A 22,119-nucleotide genomic window follows, 5' to 3' on the forward strand; every position below is an offset into this window, starting at 1 on the left:
GGTCAATCGGGCCTTCTTGAGGCGGTGCCGGAAACGGTGCGCGTCGGGGTGATGCGCCGGGCACCGTCGCCAAGGCGGGTCTGGTCGCGCGGTGGAGCCCAAGGATCGCGGCTGGCGGCGGCGCTGGCCCCGGTGCTGCCGAGGATGCGGACGCTGGTCTCGCCGCCCTCGGTGCGGATCAGCCGATCCTCACGCCGGGCCAGCGCGGCGACGGCGGCACTGGTGCGCGCAGCGGGGGAGGCGAGCGCTTCCACGGCGGGTGTGGACGAGGCCGGTGTGCGAAGCGGGGGTGGCGTGGCGGTGGCGGCCTTGCGTTCGGGCAGGCGAAAGCCGCGAAACACGGTCGCCGCGGCGATCAGCAAACCCGTCGCGACCGCCGCGAACACCAGCACCAGCAACAGCACGCTATAGGCGGTGTCGGCGTGTACTGCCCCGGTCGCGCGCTGCTCGGCCATCGCCGCCAGCGATGGTTCGAGAATCTCCAGCATCACCGCCAGCAGAAAGATCGTCGTCATCGGGGCAAAGGCAAAGGTGAGTGTCGCGCGCAGCCACCCCTCGAACAGCCCGCGCGTTACATCGAACAGCAACAGCGCGATGAAAATCGGGCCGATCGCCAGCAACACCCCCAGCACGACCTTGGTGGCGAGCAACAGGCCCAGGCTGAAAAACAGCAGCATGGCGGCGGCTGCCTTGAGCGTCAGCACCTTCACCCCGCCGCCGAGCAGCGGCAACGCTTGCAGCGCGGCGATCTGTGGCACGGCGGCGAGCGGCCCTGTCGGCTTGGCGGGCACGGGCGGGGTGGGCGCGGCGCTCAGGATGTCGAAGGCGCGCTGCAGCCGGTCGAAAATGTCGCCGCTGCTGGCGGTCGCCGAATCGAGGTGCAGCATGGCGGTCGCGATTTGCGCGGTGCCGTCGAACAGCACGCGCACCACGATCGCCTGATAGGTATCCCATTGCGTGGCAAAGGACAGGATCGCGGCGAGCTTCACCACCGAGAGCGTCACGTCGCCAATGCGCAAGCCGCCCCGGCCCAGCATCAATTGATAGCCGATCAGCGCGACATAGAGCGTCATCAGCGTGGTAAGGACGCCCGCGAAGCTGCCCCCGCTCTGGAACAGCCCGTCATAGCCGGTGTGGACCAGCGCACGCACCTGACAATCGGTCCCGCGCAGCAGCGCATGGACCAGATGGACATCGGGCGGAGCGGCGGGGCAGGCGTTCGACATGGCGGTTAGGCCAGCAGCCGTGGCAGCCACTGCGCCGGATCGTCGCCGACCTCGGCGCGGATCGCATCGAGGCGGCGCACGCTGCTTTCGCGGCCCGACAGGATCGTCAGCAAATCGGGCATACCGCCCAGATTGAGCCGCGCGATCACGCTGTCATTGCCATGTTTTATCAGGAAACAGCGCGCCGTGTCGGGCAGCGTGCGGATCAGGTCGAATTCATGCGCGGTCAAGCCAAAGCCGTCGCAATAATCGACCGCCTGCGCCTTGGGGTTGACCATGAAGATTTGCGTCGCGGCTTGTTCGATGATGGCGCTGGAAATCTGGCTCGCCAGCGCGTCCGACGCGCTTTGGGTGCAGAAGCCGACGATGCCGTTGCGTTTGCGGATCGTCTTTTCCCAATCCTTGATGCGCAGCACGAACGCGGGATCGTCGAGCGCCTTCCAGCCTTCATCGATCACGATGATGCTCGGTGTGCCGTCCAGCCGCTGTTCGACGCGGTGGAACAGATACATCATCACCGGCGTGCGCGCGGCGGGATCATCGAGGATTTGCGTCATGTCGAAGCCGAGCGTCGCCACGTCGAGATCGAGCGCGTCCTCTTCATTGTCGAACAGCCAAGCATAATCGCCCTTGCCGCACCACGCCGCCAGGCGTGCGGCGAGATCGAGCGTGGTCGGGCGTCCGCGTCCACGGAACAGCTCGACGAAATAACGCAGCCGCCGGAGCGCGCGCGGCTGGCTGAAATTGGCGTCGACCGCATCGGCGATGCGCGCCAGGTCCTCCGCGTCGAGCGCGGGGCCAGTGCCCGATACGAGCTTCGCCACCCAGTCGCACAGAAAGCGCCGGTTGGCGGGTTCGTCCTCCAGCAGCAGCGGGTTGAGCCCGGTCGGCTGGCCGGGACGCAGCAGATCATAGCGCCCGCCAATCGCGCGCAGGAAGATCTCCGCGCCGCGATCCTTGTCGAAATAGATCGTGCGCGGCGACAGCTTTTGCGCCTGGGCGAGCAGGAAGCCCATCACCACCGTCTTGCCCGCGCCCGATGGGCCAATCACGGTGAAATTGCCGAGATCGCCCTTGTGGAAATTGAAATAATAGGGTCCAGCCGATGTCGTTTCCAACACCGTAATCGCCGGGCCCCAATGGTTGCCTCGCGCCGAGCCGGACGGGAAGCAATGGCCGCTGGCCAGGCTGGCGAAATTGCCGCTCGACACCAAGGCGCGCCGCGCGATGAATTTGAAATTGCCGGGGAATTGCGCCCAGTACGCCGCTTCGAGATTGACGTCCTCGCGCACCGCGATCACGCCCAGTTCGCTAAACGCGGTCTGCACATCGGCGGCGGCGAAATTGAGCGCGTCGAGCGTGTCGGCCTTGACCATCACGGTCAGGTGATGCTCGCCAAAGCCCGATCGGCCCGCCGCGACATCGTCCTTGGCCGATGCCAGCTCGTAACGCTGGCTCAATGCCTCATCATCGGCGGCCCTCATTCGGCGCAAAGCGAGGTTCATGCGGTCGAGCGTTGCCTGGCGATCGACAAAGGCGAAGCTCTCGCTCAGCACCATTTCGGCGGGCAGGCGCAGCAAATCGTCGAACATGCCGGGCACGGTCTGCGCCGGATAATCCTTGATCGACACCATCGCCGCGAAGCGACGCGGCGCATCGCCGGTGGCCGCGAGTTCGAGCGCGTCGGCCCCGAAGCTGATCCGGCGATCGGGCAGATACTGGCCAAAATCGCCACCCGGCTCCATCACCCGGCGCAGATCACCGCCATAGAGCAATGCGAGAAATTCGAGCGGCTCCGAACAGCGTCCGGCAGGCCCGGCATAGCTGGTGAGCAAGCGCGCGCCATAGGGTTCGAGCGAGGCGAGCAGAATGTCGCGCGCGGCGTTGAGCGCGACCAGATCGCGCATCCGCCGCGCGTTGCTTTCCGCGCGCCCGCTCCCGCGAAACAGATTTTGCAACACCCCGATCCGCCCCGGCAGCGGACGCCGCACCAGCGTGAGGAACAGGTCGTTGACGTAGAGTTTGCGGCTGGACAGCTTGGTACGCCAGGCGGTGTCCAGCGACTGGCTGAACGGATCGGCAAAGGTCCCTTCGAACACCGGCTGCACTTCGCGGCGGACGACATGATGATAGAGCGCAAAGCGCGCATCGGCGATGCCGCGCAGCATCGTGTCGCGCAGCGTCTTGCGGTAATTCAGCTCCTCCGAATCCGCCGTTTCGAACGGAAAGCCGGTCAGCCGGATAACTTGCATCATCCGCCCGTCGCGCAGCTCGATTGTCGCATCGTCGAGCGCGCGGGCATAAGGCAAATACGTGCCCGCCGAGCGTTCACGCGCGAAGCTCGGTGCCTGTTCGGCTGGGGAAGTGCGCGCCAGCATCGCTCAGGGACAGTAAGAGTTGCAGCGCCAATAGGCGTGGTTGCGCCCGCGCGGACATTGCGCGAGCTTGGTCATCCACAAATCGAAGAAGCGCGGCTCGCGCAGGCACGCGAGATATCCGCCCAGATGGATGACGAGCGACAGCAGCAGCACCAGAAACGATTTGGTGAGGAGAAACGCCTCCATCGTGATGACGGCGTTGAGCACGAAGAAACTGTAGGTGACGCCCGCGAACATTTGCGGGCGGGTCAGCGCGCCGAACACGGGATCACGGGCGAGCGCCGTGTTCACAGCCCCGGCCCGGTCGCGGCGGATTTGATTCCGGCGACGATCGCGGCGGCCCCGAACACGATGAAACAGCCGAGGATGACGGTTGCGCCGCGCCGCCAGTCGATGCGGCCGGTGAGCATCCCCAGCCCGGTCGCGCCGACCGCGATCACCGCCAGCGAAGTCGCTACTGCGCCGAGCAGGGTGCCCTGCACCCAATCGACCGCCGAGACGATCACACCTGACCCCGACGGATCGAGCGAGGCCGATTGGGCGTGCGCCATCGTGCTCCATAGCAGGCCAAGGCCTGCCGCGACGGAACGCGCAAGAATAGGAGTACGCCGAAGCGATATCATCGATCATTCCTCTGCTTGAATTTGGGGGCGACGCCCTCGACCGTGCTGCCGAGCCGCCCGAGCACCGCCCCGACATAAGCGCGCGTTTCGCGATACGGCGGCACGCCGCGCCAGCGATCGACCGCGCCGGGACCGGCATTATAAGCGGCGAGGCTGAGCACGAGATCGCCGCGATAGCGCCGCATCAACCGCGCGAGATACAGCGCGCCGCCCTGATAATTCTGTTCCGAATCATACGGATCAACCCCCAGGGCGCGGGCGGTGGCGGGCATCAACTGCATCTCGCCAATCGCACCCGCGCGCGACACCACGCCCGCACGAAAGCGCGATTCCTGCCACGCCACGGCTTCGATCAAAGCGGGGCTGACCCCGGTGGCCAGCCCGGCGCGCGCGGCGGCTTGCGCGGTCGGGTTGGTGGAGACGCGGCGCTCTCGCACCGGAGCTGGCGGCACGATGGCGCGGCTACCCTCGGCGGTGAATTGCGTCGGCCCGGTATAGACGTTGGTCTGCCCATCGCTGCCGACTTCGATCACTTGCGCCGCTACGGGCACAGCGAGGCCAAGCACGGTCGTTGCCGCCGCTCTTATGCTCCACACGCCGATCCGCGCCATCATCTCGCGATCCTTCGATGCGGGGGCGATGGTGTCGCCGACCGCGTTTGATAGCGCCCGGATGCCAGCCGCCGCCTTACGGCGCGCGGCGCGACATTGGGGGCCGGGGATAGCCGAAGGTCAGGCTCGAAAACGTCGTTTCGAAATCCGCTTTGGGATTGCCCTTGATCGGCTTTGTCCAGATTACGTTGAGCTGCCAGTTTCCGATGCGCGGCACGCGAAATAAAGCGCGCCCGGTGGCGTCGGTCACATGCGTGGCGAGCGGGCGTTCGTCGAAATCGAGATTATTGAGCTTGACCGTGCCGCCCACCAGCGGCTTGCCCTCGAAGAACACGCGCACCGGCAAATCGGCCCCCGGCGGCAAGGTGTAGGGATCACGCTCCAGCACGAGTTCCAGGCTGAGGCCAATGCGCCGGGTCGCCACGTCGGTTGCGGGGGCGTTGCCGACCTGGATCAACGCCTTCGCGCGGCGTGAATAGAGCTCGCGTCCGGGAGAATCGGTCATGCCGGTGCGTTGGCGCAGCGCAAGTGCAGGGGTGAGCCCCTCCACTTTCAGATAATCGGTGAAGCGGATGCCGGGGAGCTCGCTCGGCGTCGCATTGGTCGCCAGTGCGTACAGATATTCGCCGGGCGGTCCGAAATGGAGCGTGGTGTCGGTCGTGGCGGACCCCAGCTTCAATTCGGGTCGCCGATCGCTATGCCCGTCGGGGCCATAACGGTCGAACCGGGTGATGCGGTTCGCCTCGATCAGCGATTTCGAACGATAGCTGCCATGACCGACCAGGATCGACATGCTGGTGGTGCCGCCGGGCGCGATCCAGAAGGCGTTGGGCTGGATCCAGAAATCATGCGCCAGCGCCAGGCCGGGCAGCGCCAAAACCGCCACTGCGCCTAAGCGCCACATGGTCCCGCTGCGCGGTTTTATCCGGCGCGAAGGCATCGATTTGGCGCACCGGCCCGTAAGCCTGGCACATTCCCGGGCGACAAGGTTTGCAAATGACACGGTCTCGAAATCTCCCAGGCGATGCTGGCTTTACGGAACAGGAGCGGATTTCGGTGCAGGGACGGGCAAACAATCCGCGCGCGCCGAGGTGGGGGTCGCCGCTTGTGCCACTGGCCTGCGCGCTCACGCTGGCGAGTGTGCTCGCCGCGCCCGCCAGCGCGCATACCGGTACGGGTCTGGCGGGTGGGTTCGTTTCGGGGATGCTCCATCCGCTCAGCGGAATGGATCATTTGCTGGCGATGGTATCGGTCGGTTTGTGGGGCGCGATCCTGGGGCGGCCGCTGCTGGTGGCGTTGCCGGTGATCTTCCCGGCGATGATGGCGGGCGGGGCGATCCTTGGCATGGTCGGTGCGCCGGTGCCGCCGGTCGAACTCGGCATCGCGCTGTCGGTGCTGATGCTGGGCGTGGCGATTGCGTTCGGCCTGCGCCCGCCGGTGTGGCTGGCGTGCGTGATGGTGGGTGTGTTCGCGCTGTTCCACGGCTATGCGCATGGCCGCGAATTGCCGTCCGCTGCCGATCCGATCGGCTATAGCGCGGGCTTCGTGCTCAGTACCGGGCTGCTGCATATCGCCGGTATCGCGATCGGGACCGTGAATGACACGCCGCGCGGCGCGCTGTTCGTCAAAGGGCTGGGCGCGGGGATCGGCGTGACCGGGCTGTATTTCCTGGCCAAGGCTCTGCTGTGATGCGCGACGGTTTGCTTCCCTCGGCGATGCTGTGCGTCGCGGTGGCGCTGGCGTTGGGGTTTGTGCCGACCCGCATCTGGGGGGGCGCTGTCGCGGCCTTGCTGTTCGGATGCGCCGCCGCCTTGCTGCCGCCGATCACGCCCGATCATGCCGATGTGATTTTCCTGGGGTGCTGGGTCAGCACCGTCGTGCTGGCGGCTTGCGTCCATCTGCCGCACGGCATGAACCGCGCCACCGCTGTGGTGCTGGGCCTTAACGCAGGCGTGTGGGCCTGTCTGGTGGCGCGCGTCGGCGGGGGCGCGGCAAACCTGCTGGTCGCGCTCCCGCTTGTGCTGCTGTGCGTGCCGGCGCGCTGGCTGGTGCTGAGCGGGCGCGGGATTGTGCTGAAAGTCGCGGCAAGCTGGCTGCTGGCGATCGGCGTGATGGAGATGGTGCTGATGCTGACACCGACGCCAGGGTATAAGCCCGATCATATGGAGTGAGCCTGACCGTGACGTCAGGAGGACAGCGCCACCGCCTGATCGAAAAACACCCGCAACTGCTGCACTCCGCGCCGCATTCTCGCTTTGGCGGTGCCGACAGGGACGCAAAGCACCGTAGCCAGTTCCTCATGCGTATAGCCATAGACCAAGGCGAGCGTCAGAACCTCGCGTTGCTTGTCGGCCAGTTTCGAAAAGCCGCTGAACATGTCGAGCCGCTCGATCACCGGGTCGGCGAGCGAGGCAATGTGATCGACATGGTCGGCAATGTCTTCCAACTGTGTGCGGTTGCGGCGGACATGGTCGATCGCGGCATTGCGCGCGATGCGCGAGATCCACGCCATCGCCGGGCCTTTGGAGGGATCGAACTGCTTGGCCTGCGACCAGACGCGCACGAAGGTGTCCTGCGTCACGTCTTCCGCGATCACGGTCTGGCCGACGATGCGCAGCGCAATGTTGAACAGGCGGCGGTTGATCGCCTCATAGAGTGCGCGAAAGGCGCGAGTGTCACCGGCGGCGGTGGCGCTGAGCAAGCGCGAGAGGGCAAGGTCGAACCTGTCGATCGCAGCGGTTTGTTCCGCCGTTTTTAGTGCACTCGACATGATACCCCCACCCGTCCCAAGCTCGTGTCGGGCTGCCTGAAGGCACCGACATTCCCAATACGGGCGGGCCATCCGAAAGGATGCGGGGCGGGTGGGGGCGGTTCGCGTAACCCCGCAGACTACAGGTCGAACGGGTCGCCGGGCGTGTTTTCGTCAAGCGGGGCCAGCGGGCCACGAATGTAGAGGAGCGCACCGTCGCGGCTGGTCAGAGTCCCGTGATCATGCCCGGTAAAGGCGATATGCAAATCGCCCTCGCGGGCGATGTCGCCATCGACCTCGATTTCGCCCGACAGGACCAGGCACTCTTCTACGGAGGCGTGCGGATGCGGTGGCACCTCGGCACCGGGTTCCAGCTTCAGATAATAGGATTCCCAACCCGCATTGGCATCGACATAGAGTTGGCGCTTCAGCACCTTGGGGCCGATGCTCAGCCACACGGCCGAGTCCTTGGTAATCGTCAAGCGCGGGCGCGCCGCCACCAAGGCGGCAATGCGCGCCTCGATTTGCTGCCAGCGCGCATCGCCATCCGAATCGACCGATGCCGATGGATCCGATCGGCCGCTTTCGGGCCCCGCGTCTTCAACCATCGTCATATCGAACCGGTGCCCTTCACCCACTATTCCTCAGCTCTTACGCAGCATTTCCCAATTGCGATGCGCTACCATAGCGATGGCGCATGATCCACAATCCGGCGCACCTCCGTGCCGAAGCTCGGGGATCGCGGTTCCACCTGCCAACGGCGCATCCTTTTGATGGATCGCTTCGTAAACGCATCATGGTCTCATTCGGTTCAGCAAAGTGACGCGACGGGCATGTGGCGATCAACCGTGTCGTGGCCTGAGCCGCCGCTCCTGCGCCGTCGCCTCGCGGCGATCGGCCTGTCGCTATGTGTTGCCGCGCTTGAACTGATCCTGGCCTTTTGGGGGTTTTCCTTCGGGGTCCCGGTGCCCGCCTCTCCATCCCATGGCGCGAACGGCATCTCGGCACCACTCTCGGTCTTTAATCTTCAGGCGGTCGCGGCTACCCGTCCTGCCCAACGCGCGGCAAAGGCGATATCACTCCCAATACCCAAACCGAAACTGGCAAAGCCCGCACCTCTGGCGGTCGGGCCTGCGGCGATTGATCCTGATCTCCTCGAGAGTCACGAAGCGGATGAAGCGAGCCTCGCCGCGTTCGAGCCGCTATCGGGGCAGCACGGGGCGGAAGCGCCCTGTAGCCTGGCGCAGGATCTCGCGCGCGACCTCCAGGCCAACCCGCTGGCGCAACGCGCGCTGGAACGCATCCCGGCTCGATCGACCGCGATCGCGGGCGCATTGCTGCTGTGGGACGGTCGCTGGATCATCGCCGATACCGATCCCGGCGTGGTGATGTTGCGCGAGATCGTGCTGCGCGAAGTGGTGGCCGCCAAGCCGGACTGTCGTGCCGCCGTGAACATCGGCCCGCACTTTCTGTTCGTGAGCAGCGGCAGCAGCGGCAAAACCACCACGATCGTGATCGGATCGGGCCAGTGGCGCTGGGGCGATCTGACGACCAGCCCATAATTTTTGGCACAATATTTTCGGCGGGGTGATCCGGATTTTGCGCGGCTGCGTAACGAAGGTGCGGTCCCAATCGGGGATCGATCCATATCCCCGGAGATAGCAGTGAAACCACGCACACGTAAACTCGTCGGGCTCATGTTGGCGACCACGGTCCTGGTGACCGATGCCGCCGCCAGCTTTGCCTCCAGCCACCGGGAAGCCCCCGGCATCACCAAGTCGCCGAAGACCGATTCGACCGACCTCTACATGTTCCGCAGCTACGAACCCGGTCGCGACCAGTATGTCACGCTGATCGCAAACTATCAGCCGCTGCAGGATCCGGGCGGCGGCCCCAACTATTTCACGATGGACCCCGATGCCGTCTATGAAATCCACATCGATAACGTTGGCGATGCCAAGGAGCATCTGACCTATCAGTTCAAATTCAGCAACACGCTGCAAAATGGCGGCCTGATGCTCAACATCGGCGGCACCAACGTGGCGACCGCGCTGCGCCAGAGCGGCCCGGTGACCAAGGTCACTGACCCGAACACCGCCGAAATCGAATCTTACACTGTCACGCTGATCACCGGCGATCGCCACACCGGCACGCGCGCCGCGATCACCAATGCCGCCGGTGGCGGCACGACCTTCACCAAGCCGCTCGACAATACCGGGGTGAAGACGTTTCCCGACTATAACAGCTACGCTAAGCAATTCATCTATAACGTGAATATCCCCGGTTGCGGCATGCCCGGGCGCGTGTTCGTTGGGCAACGCGCCGAAGCCTTCGCGGTCAATCTTGGCGGCGTGTTCGACATGGTCAACTTCGTGCCGATCGAGGGCGATTCGGCTCCTGGCGCTGGCGACAAGGGCGGTTTCCCGCTCGGCATCACCCAGAACCGCGCGAATGACGAACTGGTCGGCAAGAAGAACGTCACCAGCATCGCGATGGAAGTCCCGATCAGCTGCCTGACGGCACAAGGCGGCAATGGCGTGATTGGCGCATGGCAGACCGCAAGCCTGCCGCAGGCGCGTCTGGTCGATCCCAAGGCAAGCTATGCCGCACCGACGCTGTCGGGTGGTGCCTATACCCAGGTCTCGCGTCTCGCGAACCCGCTGGTGAACGAACTCGTCATCGGCTTGCCCGACAAGGACAAGTTCAACGCGTCGGACCCCAAGGATGACGCGCAGTTCGCCACCTATGTCACCAACCCGACCTATCCCGAGGTGCTCAACCAGCTCTTCCTCGCGCCGGTAAACCAATTGGCCAAGGCGAACTTCAAGACGCTCGCCCCGACCAACTTCCCGCGTGCCGATCTTGTCGCCACCTTCCTCACCGGGTTCAAGAATTTGAACCAGCTTGGCACGGTCACGGCGTCGGAAATGATGCGCCTGAACACCAATGTTCCGGTCACGCCACAGGCAAAGCAAGCCAATCTCGGCGTCGCGGCGGGCGATCTGGCCGGTTACCCGAACGGTCGTCGTCCGGGCGATGACACGGTCGATATCACGCTGCGCGTTGCAATGGGCGCGCTGTGCTACCCCGTGCCGATCGGCGCGAACGGGGCTCCGGCGGATCTCGGCCTGTGCAAGCCAGCCGATGCTTCGACCGGCCAGGTTCCTTACACCGATGGCGCACCGATCAGCGCCAATGATGTGCAGGGATCCTTCCCGTATCTGAACGCCCCGCTGCCCGGCACGCCGCTCTCCGCGCACCGGGTTGGCCAGTGACCGCCGTCTCCGAAAGGAATGGAAGCATGAGAAAAATCGCGCTCATCGTGTCGGTCTCCGGCCTGGCGCTCGGCTTGGCGGGTTGCTCGGGGTCCTACACCGCCCCGACGCCAACCCCGACGCCGACGCCGAGTCCGGCATTCCAGGAGCAGTTCGGAACCGGGTTTAACAGCGCCTTCCAGGCGTCGCCCAACGCGACCCCGGCGGCGGTTAAGCCCGGCGACGTCATCCCGGTCGATCCGGCGGCGACGCCACAGACCCTGCCGAAATGACCGGTTGGGCCGGGCCTTTGTGACCCGGCCCGATTGTTCAGGGCGAAACGGCCGTTGCGGTGTTACCGCAGCGGCCGTTTTGTTTCTCTTCGCATCCCTCCTGGCAATCTCATGCGGGGTCGGCCCCTTCGATAGGCTCAGGGCGAACGGGGAAGCTAAAAGCCATAGCGCAGGCTGACGCGCACCTGGCGCGGTTCGACCGGATGCAGGTGATAATCGTCGACGCCACCGCTTGGTTCGCCCTGCAGGCGCGAGGTGTAGAAATAGGTGATGTCGGCGTCCTTCGCGTCGAACACATTCAGGACATCGACGCCAAGTTTCAACCGACCCAGCGTGTAATAGCCGCCGAAATTGACCAGCGTGGTCGGCTGCGATCGTGCGCTGCCGTCTTCGATCAGCGGCGCGCTGCCAAAGTGGCGCAGCCGCACCGATCCGGTGATTCCGTGCCCGAAATCGACCGCCGCGCCACCGGCAAGGACATTGCTGACCGAATTGGGGATGTGGTCCTGCCCGGCTGCGACAGTGTGGAAGCGTGCGTGCGTGAACGCCGCCGATCCGTCGAGCGCGAGCCACGATGTCGGCCGCCAGAACAATGTGGCCTCGGTGCCGTAGCGACGGGTCGCGTCATTGGGTTCGGTTGTCCCGTCATCGCCGGAAAACACCAGTTCAGAGCCCAGCGTCAGATAATAGCCGACGATCGATGCGGTGAAGCGCTGATATTCCACCCGCGCACCGAGTTCCCCGCCGCGCGCCTTGACCAGCACTGGCAGGCGGTCGGCGGGTGCGCCGCTCTTCGGGTCGACCGTGATCGCGGCACCGCGTACGTCGTTGGAGTGAAAGCTCTCGCCATAATTGGCGTAAAGTTCGAGATGGTCGGTCGCGCGCCAGGCCAGCGCGGCCTTGGGGCCCAGGATGGTATCGGTTCCGCGCCCGGAATTGGCGGCCTGCGTTTGCGCGTGCACATCATAACCGTAAAGGTCGCCGCGTAAACCGAGGACGAGGCGCAGACGCGGAGTCAGCGCGGCGGTCGCCTCGCCATACAGCGCACCGCTATATTCCTCTACCTGGTCCTGGCGGACGGTGCCGATCGGGACGCCCTTGACGGTGTGATACAGGCCGATCTTGCCGATATGATCGTAGCGCGTGTCGCCACCGATCACGAACGTCACGGGCAGGCCGGCGATGGTGGTCGGCATGGTGTGGCGGATCGAACCGCCGAAAACGCCGCGCTGGTCGCGCTGCTGAAACTCGTCGCCATTGACCGGATCATCGAGGAAATAGGTGAAATTGGAGGTCAGGCGGAAGCGGTAATAGAGGCCGAAGAGTGAGACCTCGGTTTCGCCGAAATGACCGTTGCCGGTCAGCCCGATCCGCGTCGTCTCGCCGCCAAGAAAGGGGTCGATATTGCCAAAGCGGCTGATCAAGCCGCTGTCGATCGCGCGGAGCGGCACCTGGTCGGTGGAGTTCCAGGTCGCGTGATAGGCGGTCAAGCCAAGGCTCAACCCGTCGCGCGTATATTTGGCAAGCGCGTTCACCTTGCGCAGCCGTTCGTTCAGCACCCACGGCCCATCGGACACCGTGCCATCAAGCCCGAGCAGCAGATCGCCGCCCGCCACCCCGGTGCTGCCCGCCGCCAACGCCCGATAATAGCCGAAACTCCCTGCGGTGACTTGCGCGATCGGCTGAGCGAGGTGGTCGGCGGTGGTGAATTTGACGGTGCCTGCGGCCGAAAAATCCCCGACATCGGCAAAATAGGGGCCTTTGCGATAATCGATCCGTTCGACCAGCTCAGGAATGAGGAAATTGAGATCGAGATAGCCCTGGCCGTGCCCATGCGTGCGCATGTTGATCGGCACGCCATCGACGAAGCCCGCGAAATCGGTACCGTGATCGAGGTTAAAGCCGCGCAGGAAATATTGATTGGCCTTGCCCGTGCCCGAATGCTGGGTCGCGATCACGCCCGGCACATTCTCGACCAACTCGCCGACGCGCGAGAGCGGTTTATCCGCGAAATCCTTATAGCCGACAACGCCCTGCGATCCCGACGTGGCAATGCCGATCTGGGCGATGGCGCGACCGTAGACGATGATGTCGTCCGGATGCTGCGCGTCGGTCGGCGCAGGAAAATCCGGGGCTTGCGGCATCTCTTGCGCAGCGGCGAGGTTGGCGGCGAGCGATTGCGCGATCAGCAAGGTGGCGGCCCCGCACAGCAGCGCACGCCAGTGTCGCGATCGCCCGGGGCCACGGTGCCGCGCGGCTTTGATCGCGCTTGCGGACGGGGTCTTGTGTGGCACGGGCGTTTCCCTTTCGTATGCAGTTTTTTCAAAAAGTTCACACGTGAAAGGGTACGTTTCGGGCCGTCGATTTGGGTGCCTCCGCGCGCAAAGAAATTTGGTGGATCGGCACTGGATAAAAATATCGCCCGGTCTCCCACTGCGATATGTGCGGTCAGCAGGAGAACAGGAGCCGTCCCCAACGATGCAACGCGTGACCGTTTCGCTAGATCTCAGGATTGCGCCGCTGTTCGATGCGATGCTCAAGGAGCAGGGGTACCAAACGCGATCGGAGGCGGTTCGCGATCTGGTGCGTGAGGCCGTGGAGACGCATCATCGCAACTCGACGACGGAGGGGGAGTGCGTCGCGAACCTTGCCTATGTCTACAGCCACAGCACGCGCTTGCTCGCGCAACGGTTGCTCGACATCAAGCATCAGCATCATGATCTCATCGTCTCATCAACGCAGATCATTCTGGATCATACCAGCTTGTTCGAGACGGTTATTTTGAAAGGGCCGACGCTTGCCGTGCGGGCGCTGGCGGATTTGATCCGCGCGGAACGGGGCGTGCGCTTTGGCTCGGTCAATGTGGTGGCGGTCGAACCCAATGGCGATCACCACACCGAAGGTGCGCACCACCACGCCAGCAAAAGCCATTTGTCGCCACTGCACGGCTGAGCCGAGCGGCCGCGCGTATAAAATGAGCGGCGCGCCGATGGTCGGCGCGCCGCTCGGCCGTCTTCGTCAGAAGGCGTAGCTTACCGTGACCCGGTACGACCGCCCGAAAATCGGGCGCACGTCGGGCAGCGCGGCCCCGGGGCCGGCGAGGAAGCGCGGGTTGCCCTCGGTCAGGCCATGGGAGTTGGTCAGATTGTCGCCAGCGACCTGCAAGGTGTAGCCCTTGATCTTGGCGCGAAGCCCCGCGCTCACCGTCGCATAAGCGGGCAACAGCTGGGTGTTGGCGAGATCGCTGTAGCGCTTCCCGATCGCTTCATAGGTGCCATAGAGCGTTACGTCGCTGTCGTCGGCGATGCGGGTGGTATAGGTCGGCGTCACCCGGACCTGATAGGACGGAATCCGTTGCGCATTCTTCCCGTCGATAGTCGGGATGCCCGGCGTGTCGGTCTTCGCATCTTCGAGCACGGCGTTGCCGGTGAACCCGAGGCCGCTCGCATGATGGTAGGACGCGTCGAGCTCGATGCCCTTGGTCTTCGATCCTGCAATTTGCGGGGGCACGCCCACGTCATTGTACACCGCGCCGACGACCTCGTCATAAAACCCGGTCAGTGCCGCCTCGAATCCGCCGCCGCGATATTTCACGCCGCCTTCATAGGAGCGCACGCTCCAGTTCAGGTCGAGCCGCGGCCCGGTATTGCCGAGCTGTGACCGCACATCGTCGAACGACGGCGAGTGATAGCCCTGCGATATCCGGGCGTAGACGTCCAGATTGCGCAGCGCGCGGTAGTTGACGCCGACGGTCCACGGCGTGGCTTCGCGGTGGATCTTCGCCGCATTGGGAAGGCCATTGCCGGTGATGGTGAAATCGATATCGGTCCACTGGTGGCGCACCCCTGCGTCGATGCGCAGCGCTTCGGTGATGTTGAAGGAATCCGACAGATAGACCGCGTTCACATCGGCGCGGCCGCGGTCGGAAATGTCGAAGGCGGACAGGGTTCCGTTATTGAGATTGACCAGATCGCCCGACCCGCCAACCTGCGCCCAGCGATTGCCGCCCAGACTCCAAGCGTCATTCGACGTGAAGTGCGAGAAATAATAACCGAGGTTGAGCGTGTTGGCACCGCGCTTGAAGTTCAGCACGGCTTCATTCGAAACGTTCTGCAGCTTCTTTTCGACCAGCCAGGAGCCGAATTGCTGCACATAGTCGGTTGCAGCGAGCGTCTGCCCGGTGTTGAGCGTGCGCACCGTGGTCTGGCCGGGCGTGCCCGCAGTGGCCAGCGCAGTTGCAACCGTGATCGCGCCTGCTCCGGCCGGAACCAGGCCAGCGGTGCGCAGCGTACCGCTGGTAAAGCCGAACCGGTCGGTGACCGAAAAACCGCCGCCGAAATCATAATCGAGGCTGGCCCCGGTCACGACGCCCTTCCAGCCGCGCCCCTGGGCGAGATCGACTCGCTCGGTCGCGCCGCTCCCCGCTGCGCCGGGCGAAATGATCGTCGCATAACGGGTATATTGGTTGAGCTGGTTGTAGCGGCCCAGGTCGAGGCCCGGCACGTTGGCTGCAAAGGGCAGGAACCATTCACCGTGATCGTCGGTGTAGCGTGCGAAGATATTGAATTTGCCGCCGGTAAATTTCTTGGTGATGTTCGCGGTGAATTGCTGGCCCTTTTCGGTGTCGAAGCCAGCGCGCCGCACGCTGTCCCCGCGCGAAATATAGCCGCCGACCATGTAATAGAGGTCGTCGGCAAGCTTTCCGCTGAGATAGCCGTCGGTCCGCCATGCGCTGTAATCGGTGATCGACGCGCCGATGCTGCCGTGCGTGCGCTCGCCGCCTTCACGCAGGCGCAAATTGGTGGTGAGACCGGCCTGGCCGTCCGAATAAAGCGATTGCGGGCCGCCATTCACGCCCTCGATCCCGGCGACGGTTTCGTCGATCCGGACCAGGCCCGTCTGATCCATGAAGGATAGGCTGCTGACGCCGTAGACCGGGATCCCGTTGAACTGCAACGTAACGAACGGTGCGTCGCCGGTGCTGGGAATGCCGCGCACGAAGATGTTGGAGGTGCCGACGCCGCCCGAGCTTTCCACCCAGACGCCGGGAATCGATTTGAGCGCGTCGCCCGAACTCTTCGGGGCCTGCAGCTTCAGGTCGTCGGCGGAAAGGGTGGTGATCGAGTAGCCGGCCTCGAGCTTGTTGATCCCGCTGCCTGCGGGGCGCCCGGTGACGACAATGTCCGCTTGGTCGGCTGGGTCAGCCGGCGCGGTGGCCGCTGGCTGTGCGGGCGGCGAAGGGGCGGGGGCGTCCTGGGCGGCAGCGGGGCTGGCGAGTGCGATCGCTAGGGCGAACCCCGACACGGCGACCAATGAGCGATTGCGCGAAATTTTCATCTTCCTCTCCCTCACGCCGCATTCCTGCTCGGGAACCGGCTATGACAGGAGGGATACACGTCTATGAATTGCATTTCAATGATTTGTTACAGTTGCTGTAAAAGGGTAGAAAATATCATAAAATCAATAAAATAAGCCGGAATAGGCGTACCGGTGGCGCGCGACTCTGCGCTGGATCGGATATCGCGTAGCTGGCCGCCTGCGCGCATCGCGAGAACCACGTGTTGCATCGCCGCCGAGTCCATGCCTATTTCACCGCGTTCAGGCGGGGTGGGCAGTTTTCGCCGTTTATCGGTATCCGTTTCAACAATGGCCTGCCTGCCCAGGAAATGAGGAGCCCTGTCTTGCGTCGACGCGCCATGGATTTGAACATGGGGGACATTGCCCTGCTTGCGAACGTGTCAAAGCCAACGGTGTCGCGCGTCCTCAACAACAGCCCGCTGGTCAATGAGGAAACCCGCGAGCGCGTCCTGCGCGTGGCGCGCGAACATGGCTATGCGATCAATCGCAACGCGCAGAAGCTGCGGCAGGCGCGTAATGACACCGTCGCGGTGGTGCTCGATTTCGGGTCGCATCGCGCAGGCCGGATTGCCGACCCGTTCATCTTTGAATTGCTGGCGGGCGTGTCCGAGGCATTGTCGGTGCGCAACCAGGACCTGTTATTGTCGCCGCCCAGCCTGACCGACGTACAGAGCCATCTCGACCTGATCAGCTCGCGCGTGGCCGATGGCTTCATTTTCCTGGGTCAGGGCGTGCGCGAACCGATGCTGCGCGATCTCGCGCGCGCCGGTGCGGCGTTTGTCGTGTGGGGCGGGGTGGATCCCAAGGAACCCTATTGCTCGGTCGGGAGCGACAATCGGCTTGGTGGTCAGCTTGCCGGAGAGCTGTTCGTCAAGCGTCAGGCCAAGCGCTGGTTATATGTCGGCAATATCGCCCATTCCGAAATCCGCATGCGCTATGACGGCCTGTGCGAGGTTGCCGCCACGCATGGCGATGTCCATGTGGCGCATCTCGATGTCGAGCAGATGGCTTATGCTTCCACCTATCAAAGCATGGTGGCGTGGCTGCAGAAAAATCCGCCGCCCGACGCCGTTTTCGCCTTTTCGGACACCGCGGCAATCGCGATCGTTGCCGCATTCCGCGAATTCGGGCTCGAAGCGCCGACCGATTACGCGTTGTGCGGCTACAACAACATTCCGCCCGCCGCCGATTTCACGCCCGCGCTGACCACAATCGAGCAGGAAACGCACTTGGCGGGCGCGATTCTGGTCGAAAAGCTGATGCAGATTCTGGAAGGCGGCAAGCCCAAATCGAGCCTGTTGCCGACCCGCCTGATCGTCCGTCAGACCTGAGGCCGGGCCGGGGACAGCCGCAAAACGCGGTCGAGGTCGACCTCGGCGGTTGCCGCAAAGATCAAGTCGGCTTTGGCCAAAACCTGGCTGTCGCCAATGCCGATCGCCACCATGTTGGCGGCCTTGATCGCGTCCACGCCGGCGGCGGCGTCCTCAAACCCGACACACTCGTCGGATGCCACGCCCAGCGCCGTCACGCAGGCTAGAAAGATGTCCGGTGCCGGTTTCGAGTGCGCGACCTTTGCCGCATCGGCGACGAAATCGACGGCATTGGAGAGCCCGGCCCGTTCGAGCACGACCATGGCATTCCGGCTGGCGGAGGCGACCCCCAGCAGCAGCCCCCGGTCGCGCGCCTGCGCCAGCAATGCCGCCGCGCCGGGCAGCACGTCGGCATCGCTCATCGTCGTCAGCGCATCGAGGTAGAAGCCGTTCTTGCGGGCGGCGAGGTGCTCTTTCGCGGACAGGTCGAGCGTGCGGCCCCCAAGCCGCAGGATGTGCTCGAGCGAGCCCATGCGATCGACGCCCTTCAGCGCTTCATTATCGTCCGCGTCGAAGGGAATGCCGAGCTCATCGGCAATCCGTTTCCAGGCGACGAAATGCAGGCGCGCGCTGTCGACCAGCACGCCATCCAGATCGAAAAGTGCGGCGCGGAAGGTCATGATACGGTCGCTCGCGCGCTCTGAATTTCCGGGGATGCCGCCACATCGATGCCCGCGATGCGGATCTGCACGGCGTGGTCGCCCCGTACCGATACGCGCGCGGTGGCACCGGAGACCGTCACCTCGACTGGCGCGCCGCGATAGGTGATCGAAAAGCGGTATTCGGGCAGGCCGGGGATCTCGACCGGATTGAAACAGAGCGTGTCGCCCTCGACCCGCATCCCGGCAAAGCCCATCGCCAGCGTCGTCCAGCTTCCCGCCAGGGCGGCCATATGCAGCCCATGATCGGTATTGCCGAACAGATCGGACAAATCGGTCAGCGCGGCGACGCGCCAATAATGCGCGGCGCGCGCACCATCACCGGCCCGCGCCGCTGCGGTGGCGAAGGCGCTGGCGGACAACGTCGAATCGTGGGTCGTCGTCGCCTCATAGGTCTCCACCATCCGCTGCCGCATGGTGTCGCTGAAGGCGTCTGGCAGCAGCGCCACGGCCAGCACGGCGTCCGCCTGCTTCGATACCCGCCGCCGATAAATGGCGAGCGGGTGGAAGTGCAGCAGCAGCGGATATTTCTCCGGCGGGGTGTCGGCGAACGGCCACGGATCGAGCGCAAAATAGCCATCGTCCTGCGCATAGACCTGCCGCGCATCGTCAAACGGCAGGAACATCGCGTCGGCCGCGCGCACCATCCGCGCGGCTTCGGCGGCGTCAATCAGCGAAAGCGCCAGCCCTTCGCGCGCGGCGAAGCGCAAATGCCGTGCGGCCATCATGTTGGTATAGAGGTTGTTGTCGACGATCGCCGAATATTCGTCGGGGCCGGTCACGCGGTTGATGACGAAGGCGTCGTCGCGATCGCTGTCATGGTATCCGATCGCCAGCCAGATCCGCGCGGTTTCCACGAGCATCGCCGCCCCGCCCTGATCGAGAATGGTGCGGTCGCCGGTCGCTGCCAGATAGGTTTCCAGCGCGTAGGCGATGTCGGCGTTGATGTGATATTGCGCAGGCCCGGCGGGGAAATAGGAGGAGCATTCGTGCCCGCCGATCGTCCGCCAAGGATAGAGCGCACCCTCGGTCTGGCCCATCGCACGGGCATTGTCGCGGGCGGCATCCAGACCCGAAATCCGCCATGCGAGCATCGCCCGGGCGATTGCCGGATGCGTGAAGGCAAATACCGGCAGCACGTAAAGATCGGCATCCCAGAAGACATGGCCTTCATAACCTTCGCCGGTCTGCCCCTTCGCCCCGATCGAGGTCTTGCCATCGCGCCCGACCGCCATCGTCAATTCCGCAAGCGCATAGCGGATCGCCAGTTCGGTTGCGGGCTGGCCGGGAACGTTGATAGTGCTGCTCGACCAGAAGTCGGCGAACCATGCGGTCTGTTCCGCCAGCATCGCGTCATAGCCCTGTGCCTGCGCGGCGGTGAGCGTGGCAAGCAGCGGTTCCAGCACGGGTTCGTCGCGCGCGGCGCGATAGCCCGATACGAAATCGACTTCGACCACGCTGCCGACGCTACGGCGTCCGATTTCCTGCATCGCGCTCGCCACGACGAAGCCGCTGCGGTGCAGGCGGTCGGCGCGCGCCGCGATGCCGGGGCCGGCGCGGAGATCGAGCTTGCGCCACGGGCTGTCAGCGAGCGTGGGCGCGATGCGCGGATCGTAAATCGCGTCGCTTTGCGGTTCGGCAATGGCGGGCGCTTCGCTGCCGGGCGGCGGCGTTACCAACGGTGTCACCACCACGTCTTTGCCCTCGGGAAACCGGACGCGGGTGAGGACGAGTGCGGTTTGCGCCATCGACACGAATTGTTCGATCGTTACGTCGATACCCCCGGCCCGCACCGTTTCGGCGCGGACGCAGCGCGTGAGATCAAGCGTGACACTGCTCGCCGCCTCGGCGTGCTGTCCCTCGACCAGGATGGCTGGCCGGGTCGCATCCGCCACCGCGAGCCGCAGATCGGTTTCGCGCGCATAGCCATGTGCCGCCTCATGATAGGCGATCGGCATGCGCTCATAAACGCCGTTCAGATAGACCCGGGGCGCATCCGCCCCGTCTCCCGGGCCGCGCGTTCCGATAAAGCCGTTGCCGATCGAAAACAGCGCGGGAACATGGTGCAGCTGCAGGGTCTGCCCTTCGGCAGCCAGGCACCAGCCATCGCGCGCAAAACGCATGGCAGTAAACGACGCTTCCGGTAATGACCGCCCCACGCAAACTCTCTCCTGACACGGCGCATGTGCGCCCGATTTGCCAATGATATGCATTTCATAATAGGAGGTGGTCAAGACAATAAGCCGGATAGGCGATCCGGCAGGGGAGGACCATGAACCGAACACGATTGATCGTCGGGCTTGCCCTGACCTATGCGGTTTTTGCCGTACTGCTGAACAGCGTCGGCACCGTCATCCTGCAATCGATCGAATCCTTCCACATCACCAAAGGCGCGGCGAGTTCGCTCGAGGGATTCAAGGATCTGTCGATCGCGGCGACCAGCTTTTTGCTCGCGGCACAGCTTCCGCGCTTTGGCTTGCGTCGCGCAATGGTCGTCGCGCTTGGCATCGTGGCGATCGCGTGTCTCGCCATGCCGCTGGCCCCGGGCTTCTGGACGACCCGGCTGATGTTCCTCGCGGTCGGGGTCGGCTTCGGGGTCGCCAAGGTTTCGGTGTATAGCTTCGTTGGCCTGCTCACCAAGGACAGTACCCAGCACGCCTCGCTGCTCAATGTGATCGAGGGCGTGTTCATGCTCGGCGTGCTGAGCGGATATTGGATCTTTGCCGCTTTCATAAACCCCACCAACCCGGCCGACCCGCAGTGGCTGAATGTCTATTACGGGCTCGCGGCGGTGAGTGGGGTTGCGCTGGTGCTGTTGGCCTTAACCCCGTTTGACGAAGGCGCAGCGGTCGAACCGGCGGGTGCCGCGCCCCAGGGCGCGCGCCAGAAATTCGCCGAAATGGTCGCGCTCGCCTGGCGGCCGCTGACGCTGAGCTTCATCGCCGCGATCTTCTGCTATGTGCTGGTCGAGCAGGGCATCGGATCGTGGCTGCCGACGTTCAATCGTGAATTGCTCGGCCTGTCGGCGCAAATGAGCGTGCAGGCGGCCTCGATCTTCGCGGTCTGCCTGGCGCTTGGGCGGCTTGGAGCCGGCGTCGTTGTGCGGCGAACGGGCTGGTTTCCCTTGGTCTGCGGCTGCCTCGCCGGGATGGCGCTGTTGATGCTGGCCGTGCTGCCGCTCGCCGCTGGGCAGCATGGGCGAGTGACGGGATGGGCGTCCGCGCCAATCGCGGCGTACCTGTTGCCGATGATCGGCCTGTTGATGGCACCGATCTACCCGGCGCTGAACTCCGCGATCCTGTCGTCGATGCCGCAGCGGGAACAACCGGCGATGGTCGGCCTGATCGTCGTCTTTTCCGCGCTGGGCGGCACGACCGGGTCGTTCATCGTCGGGCATCTGCTGGCGGCGTTCAACGGAACGATCGGATTTTACGTCCTCTTGGTGCCGATCATGCTGCTGGTTGGCGCGGCGACGCTGATTCAGCGGCTGGCACGGCAGCCATCACCCATCCAGTGATGAACAGACATTGTGCGGGATCGTGCAGACCGTGGGGCTAGCGGATTCCTGATCTTTTCCGGCAGAACCCGTTTATCACCG

Annotated in this window: 20 protein-coding genes; 8 read left to right on the top strand and 12 right to left on the bottom strand. The window is 64.4% G+C overall.

Annotated features, from left to right (window positions below; all coding sequences use genetic code 11):
- Nucleotides 1-2: 2 nt before the first annotated feature.
- From ON00_RS13875 to ON00_RS19915, 6 genes are all read right to left on the bottom strand, one after another.
- The gene (locus ON00_RS13875) at nt 3-1,256 is read right to left on the bottom strand and encodes a TrbL/VirB6 family protein (RefSeq protein WP_040601675.1); all 1,254 of its coding nucleotides are present in this window, start codon (nt 1,254-1,256) and stop codon (nt 3-5) included.
- Nucleotides 1,232-3,604 carry a VirB4 family type IV secretion/conjugal transfer ATPase gene (locus ON00_RS13880; RefSeq protein WP_010406684.1) on the bottom strand — a complete coding sequence of 791 codons (2,373 nt, stop codon included), beginning with the start codon at nt 3,602-3,604 and terminating at the stop codon, nt 1,232-1,234. Before ON00_RS13880 ends, ON00_RS13875 begins: the two co-directional genes overlap by 25 nt.
- A 3-nt stretch (nt 3,605-3,607) precedes the next feature.
- Nucleotides 3,608-3,895: a VirB3 family type IV secretion system protein gene (locus ON00_RS13885; protein ID WP_010406692.1), complete on the bottom strand. Its 288-nt coding sequence runs from the start codon at nt 3,893-3,895 to the stop codon at nt 3,608-3,610.
- A complete protein-coding gene (locus tag ON00_RS13890) occupies nt 3,892-4,227 on the bottom strand; it encodes a TrbC/VirB2 family type IV secretion system protein (RefSeq protein ID WP_040601676.1) in 336 nt (111 codons plus the stop codon). The genes ON00_RS13885 and ON00_RS13890 overlap by 4 nt, the downstream gene beginning before the upstream one ends.
- Nucleotides 4,224-4,841 (bottom strand): lytic transglycosylase domain-containing protein, encoded by a 618-nt coding sequence (locus ON00_RS13895; protein WP_010406694.1) that lies wholly within the window; start codon nt 4,839-4,841, stop codon nt 4,224-4,226. Before ON00_RS13895 ends, ON00_RS13890 begins: the two co-directional genes overlap by 4 nt.
- Before the next feature lie 73 nt (nt 4,842-4,914).
- Nucleotides 4,915-5,742, bottom strand: coding sequence for a DUF4198 domain-containing protein (locus tag ON00_RS19915; protein WP_010406695.1), 828 nt, complete (start codon nt 5,740-5,742; stop codon nt 4,915-4,917).
- A 203-nt stretch (nt 5,743-5,945) separates the two neighbouring features.
- On the opposite strand from ON00_RS19915, the gene ON00_RS13905 reads away from it, so the two are divergent.
- Both ON00_RS13905 and ON00_RS13910 read left to right on the top strand, forming a co-directional pair.
- Nucleotides 5,946-6,527, top strand: a complete 582-nt coding sequence (locus tag ON00_RS13905) for a HupE/UreJ family protein (protein WP_010406696.1) — start codon at nt 5,946-5,948, stop codon at nt 6,525-6,527.
- On the top strand, nt 6,527-7,009 hold the full coding sequence (locus ON00_RS13910) for a hypothetical protein (protein WP_010406697.1): 483 nt from the start codon (nt 6,527-6,529) through the stop codon (nt 7,007-7,009). The genes ON00_RS13905 and ON00_RS13910 overlap by 1 nt, the downstream gene beginning before the upstream one ends.
- Before the next feature lie 14 nt (nt 7,010-7,023).
- Here the strand turns inward: ON00_RS13910 and ON00_RS13915 are convergent, their stop codons facing one another.
- Together ON00_RS13915 and ON00_RS13920 are read right to left on the bottom strand one after the other, a co-directional pair.
- Entirely contained in the window at nt 7,024-7,608 is a 585-nt protein-coding gene (locus ON00_RS13915; RefSeq protein WP_010406700.1) for an RNA polymerase sigma factor, read from the bottom strand.
- Between the two features lie 119 nt (nt 7,609-7,727).
- Nucleotides 7,728-8,201: a cupin domain-containing protein gene (locus tag ON00_RS13920; RefSeq protein WP_010406702.1), complete on the bottom strand. Its 474-nt coding sequence runs from the start codon at nt 8,199-8,201 to the stop codon at nt 7,728-7,730.
- A gap of 234 nt (nt 8,202-8,435) precedes the next feature.
- Between ON00_RS13920 and ON00_RS13925 the strand changes: the two genes are divergently transcribed.
- The 3 genes from ON00_RS13925 to ON00_RS13935 all read left to right on the top strand — a co-directional run bounded on the left by ON00_RS13925 (nt 8,436) and on the right by ON00_RS13935 (nt 11,134).
- On the top strand, nt 8,436-9,149 hold the full coding sequence (locus ON00_RS13925; protein ID WP_154651332.1) for a hypothetical protein: 714 nt from the start codon (nt 8,436-8,438) through the stop codon (nt 9,147-9,149).
- Between the two features lie 102 nt (nt 9,150-9,251).
- Nucleotides 9,252-10,862, top strand: a complete 1,611-nt coding sequence (locus tag ON00_RS13930; RefSeq protein ID WP_029622900.1) for a DUF4331 domain-containing protein — start codon at nt 9,252-9,254, stop codon at nt 10,860-10,862.
- Nucleotides 10,863-10,888: 26 nt separating this feature from the next.
- Nucleotides 10,889-11,134 carry a hypothetical protein gene (locus tag ON00_RS13935; RefSeq protein WP_010406714.1) on the top strand — a complete coding sequence of 82 codons (246 nt, stop codon included), beginning with the start codon at nt 10,889-10,891 and terminating at the stop codon, nt 11,132-11,134.
- A 155-nt stretch (nt 11,135-11,289) separates the two neighbouring features.
- Here the strand turns inward: ON00_RS13935 and ON00_RS13940 are convergent, their stop codons facing one another.
- Nucleotides 11,290-13,428, bottom strand: a complete 2,139-nt coding sequence (locus ON00_RS13940) for a TonB-dependent receptor (RefSeq protein WP_010406716.1) — start codon at nt 13,426-13,428, stop codon at nt 11,290-11,292.
- 184 nt (nt 13,429-13,612) lie between these two features.
- Between ON00_RS13940 and nikR the strand changes: the two genes are divergently transcribed.
- Nucleotides 13,613-14,086, top strand: a complete 474-nt coding sequence (nikR, locus tag ON00_RS13945; RefSeq protein ID WP_010406720.1) for a nickel-responsive transcriptional regulator NikR — start codon at nt 13,613-13,615, stop codon at nt 14,084-14,086.
- A gap of 66 nt (nt 14,087-14,152) precedes the next feature.
- Here nikR and ON00_RS13950 read toward each other — a convergent pair whose 3' ends face one another.
- Nucleotides 14,153-16,471: a TonB-dependent receptor gene (locus ON00_RS13950; protein WP_010406721.1), complete on the bottom strand. Its 2,319-nt coding sequence runs from the start codon at nt 16,469-16,471 to the stop codon at nt 14,153-14,155.
- A 344-nt stretch (nt 16,472-16,815) separates the two neighbouring features.
- Between ON00_RS13950 and ON00_RS13955 the strand changes: the two genes are divergently transcribed.
- On the top strand, nt 16,816-17,823 hold the full coding sequence (locus tag ON00_RS13955; protein ID WP_245535578.1) for a LacI family DNA-binding transcriptional regulator: 1,008 nt from the start codon (nt 16,816-16,818) through the stop codon (nt 17,821-17,823).
- Here ON00_RS13955 and pgmB read toward each other — a convergent pair.
- Nucleotides 17,814-18,482 (bottom strand): beta-phosphoglucomutase, encoded by a 669-nt coding sequence (gene pgmB, locus ON00_RS13960; RefSeq protein ID WP_010406723.1) that lies wholly within the window; start codon nt 18,480-18,482, stop codon nt 17,814-17,816. The genes ON00_RS13955 and pgmB overlap by 10 nt on opposite strands.
- The gene (locus ON00_RS13965) at nt 18,479-20,644 is read right to left on the bottom strand and encodes a glycoside hydrolase family 65 protein (protein ID WP_010406725.1); all 2,166 of its coding nucleotides are present in this window, start codon (nt 20,642-20,644) and stop codon (nt 18,479-18,481) included. The genes pgmB and ON00_RS13965 overlap by 4 nt, the downstream gene beginning before the upstream one ends.
- Nucleotides 20,645-20,793: 149 nt before the next feature.
- On the opposite strand from ON00_RS13965, the gene ON00_RS13970 reads away from it, so the two are divergent.
- A complete protein-coding gene (locus ON00_RS13970) occupies nt 20,794-22,038 on the top strand; it encodes an MFS transporter (protein ID WP_029622902.1) in 1,245 nt (414 codons plus the stop codon).
- Nucleotides 22,039-22,119 lie beyond the last annotated feature (81 nt).

The organism is Sphingomonas echinoides ATCC 14820 (genome assembly GCF_000241465.1).
Taxonomy (GTDB): domain Bacteria; phylum Pseudomonadota; class Alphaproteobacteria; order Sphingomonadales; family Sphingomonadaceae; genus Sphingomonas; species Sphingomonas echinoides.

Excerpts from the sequence above, each read along its gene's own strand:
- ON00_RS13880 (WP_010406684.1), bottom strand. The coding sequence starts at position 3,604 with ATGCTGGCGCGCACTTCCCCAGCCGAACAGGCACCGAGCTTCGCGCGT.
- ON00_RS13890 (WP_040601676.1), bottom strand. The coding sequence starts at position 4,227 with ATGATATCGCTTCGGCGTACTCCTATTCTTGCGCGTTCCGTCGCGGCA.
- ON00_RS13895 (WP_010406694.1), bottom strand. The coding sequence starts at position 4,841 with ATGATGGCGCGGATCGGCGTGTGGAGCATAAGAGCGGCGGCAACGACC.
- ON00_RS19915 (WP_010406695.1), bottom strand. The coding sequence starts at position 5,742 with ATGTGGCGCTTAGGCGCAGTGGCGGTTTTGGCGCTGCCCGGCCTGGCG.
- ON00_RS13910 (WP_010406697.1), top strand. The coding sequence starts at position 6,527 with ATGCGCGACGGTTTGCTTCCCTCGGCGATGCTGTGCGTCGCGGTGGCG.
- ON00_RS13915 (WP_010406700.1), bottom strand. The coding sequence starts at position 7,608 with ATGTCGAGTGCACTAAAAACGGCGGAACAAACCGCTGCGATCGACAGG.
- ON00_RS13920 (WP_010406702.1), bottom strand. The coding sequence starts at position 8,201 with ATGACGATGGTTGAAGACGCGGGGCCCGAAAGCGGCCGATCGGATCCA.
- ON00_RS13935 (WP_010406714.1), top strand. The coding sequence starts at position 10,889 with ATGAGAAAAATCGCGCTCATCGTGTCGGTCTCCGGCCTGGCGCTCGGC.
- nikR (WP_010406720.1), top strand. The coding sequence starts at position 13,613 with ATGCAACGCGTGACCGTTTCGCTAGATCTCAGGATTGCGCCGCTGTTC.
- ON00_RS13950 (WP_010406721.1), bottom strand. The coding sequence starts at position 16,471 with ATGAAAATTTCGCGCAATCGCTCATTGGTCGCCGTGTCGGGGTTCGCC.
- pgmB (WP_010406723.1), bottom strand. The coding sequence starts at position 18,482 with ATGACCTTCCGCGCCGCACTTTTCGATCTGGATGGCGTGCTGGTCGAC.
- ON00_RS13965 (WP_010406725.1), bottom strand. The coding sequence starts at position 20,644 with ATGCGTTTTGCGCGCGATGGCTGGTGCCTGGCTGCCGAAGGGCAGACC.
- ON00_RS13970 (WP_029622902.1), top strand. The coding sequence starts at position 20,794 with ATGAACCGAACACGATTGATCGTCGGGCTTGCCCTGACCTATGCGGTT.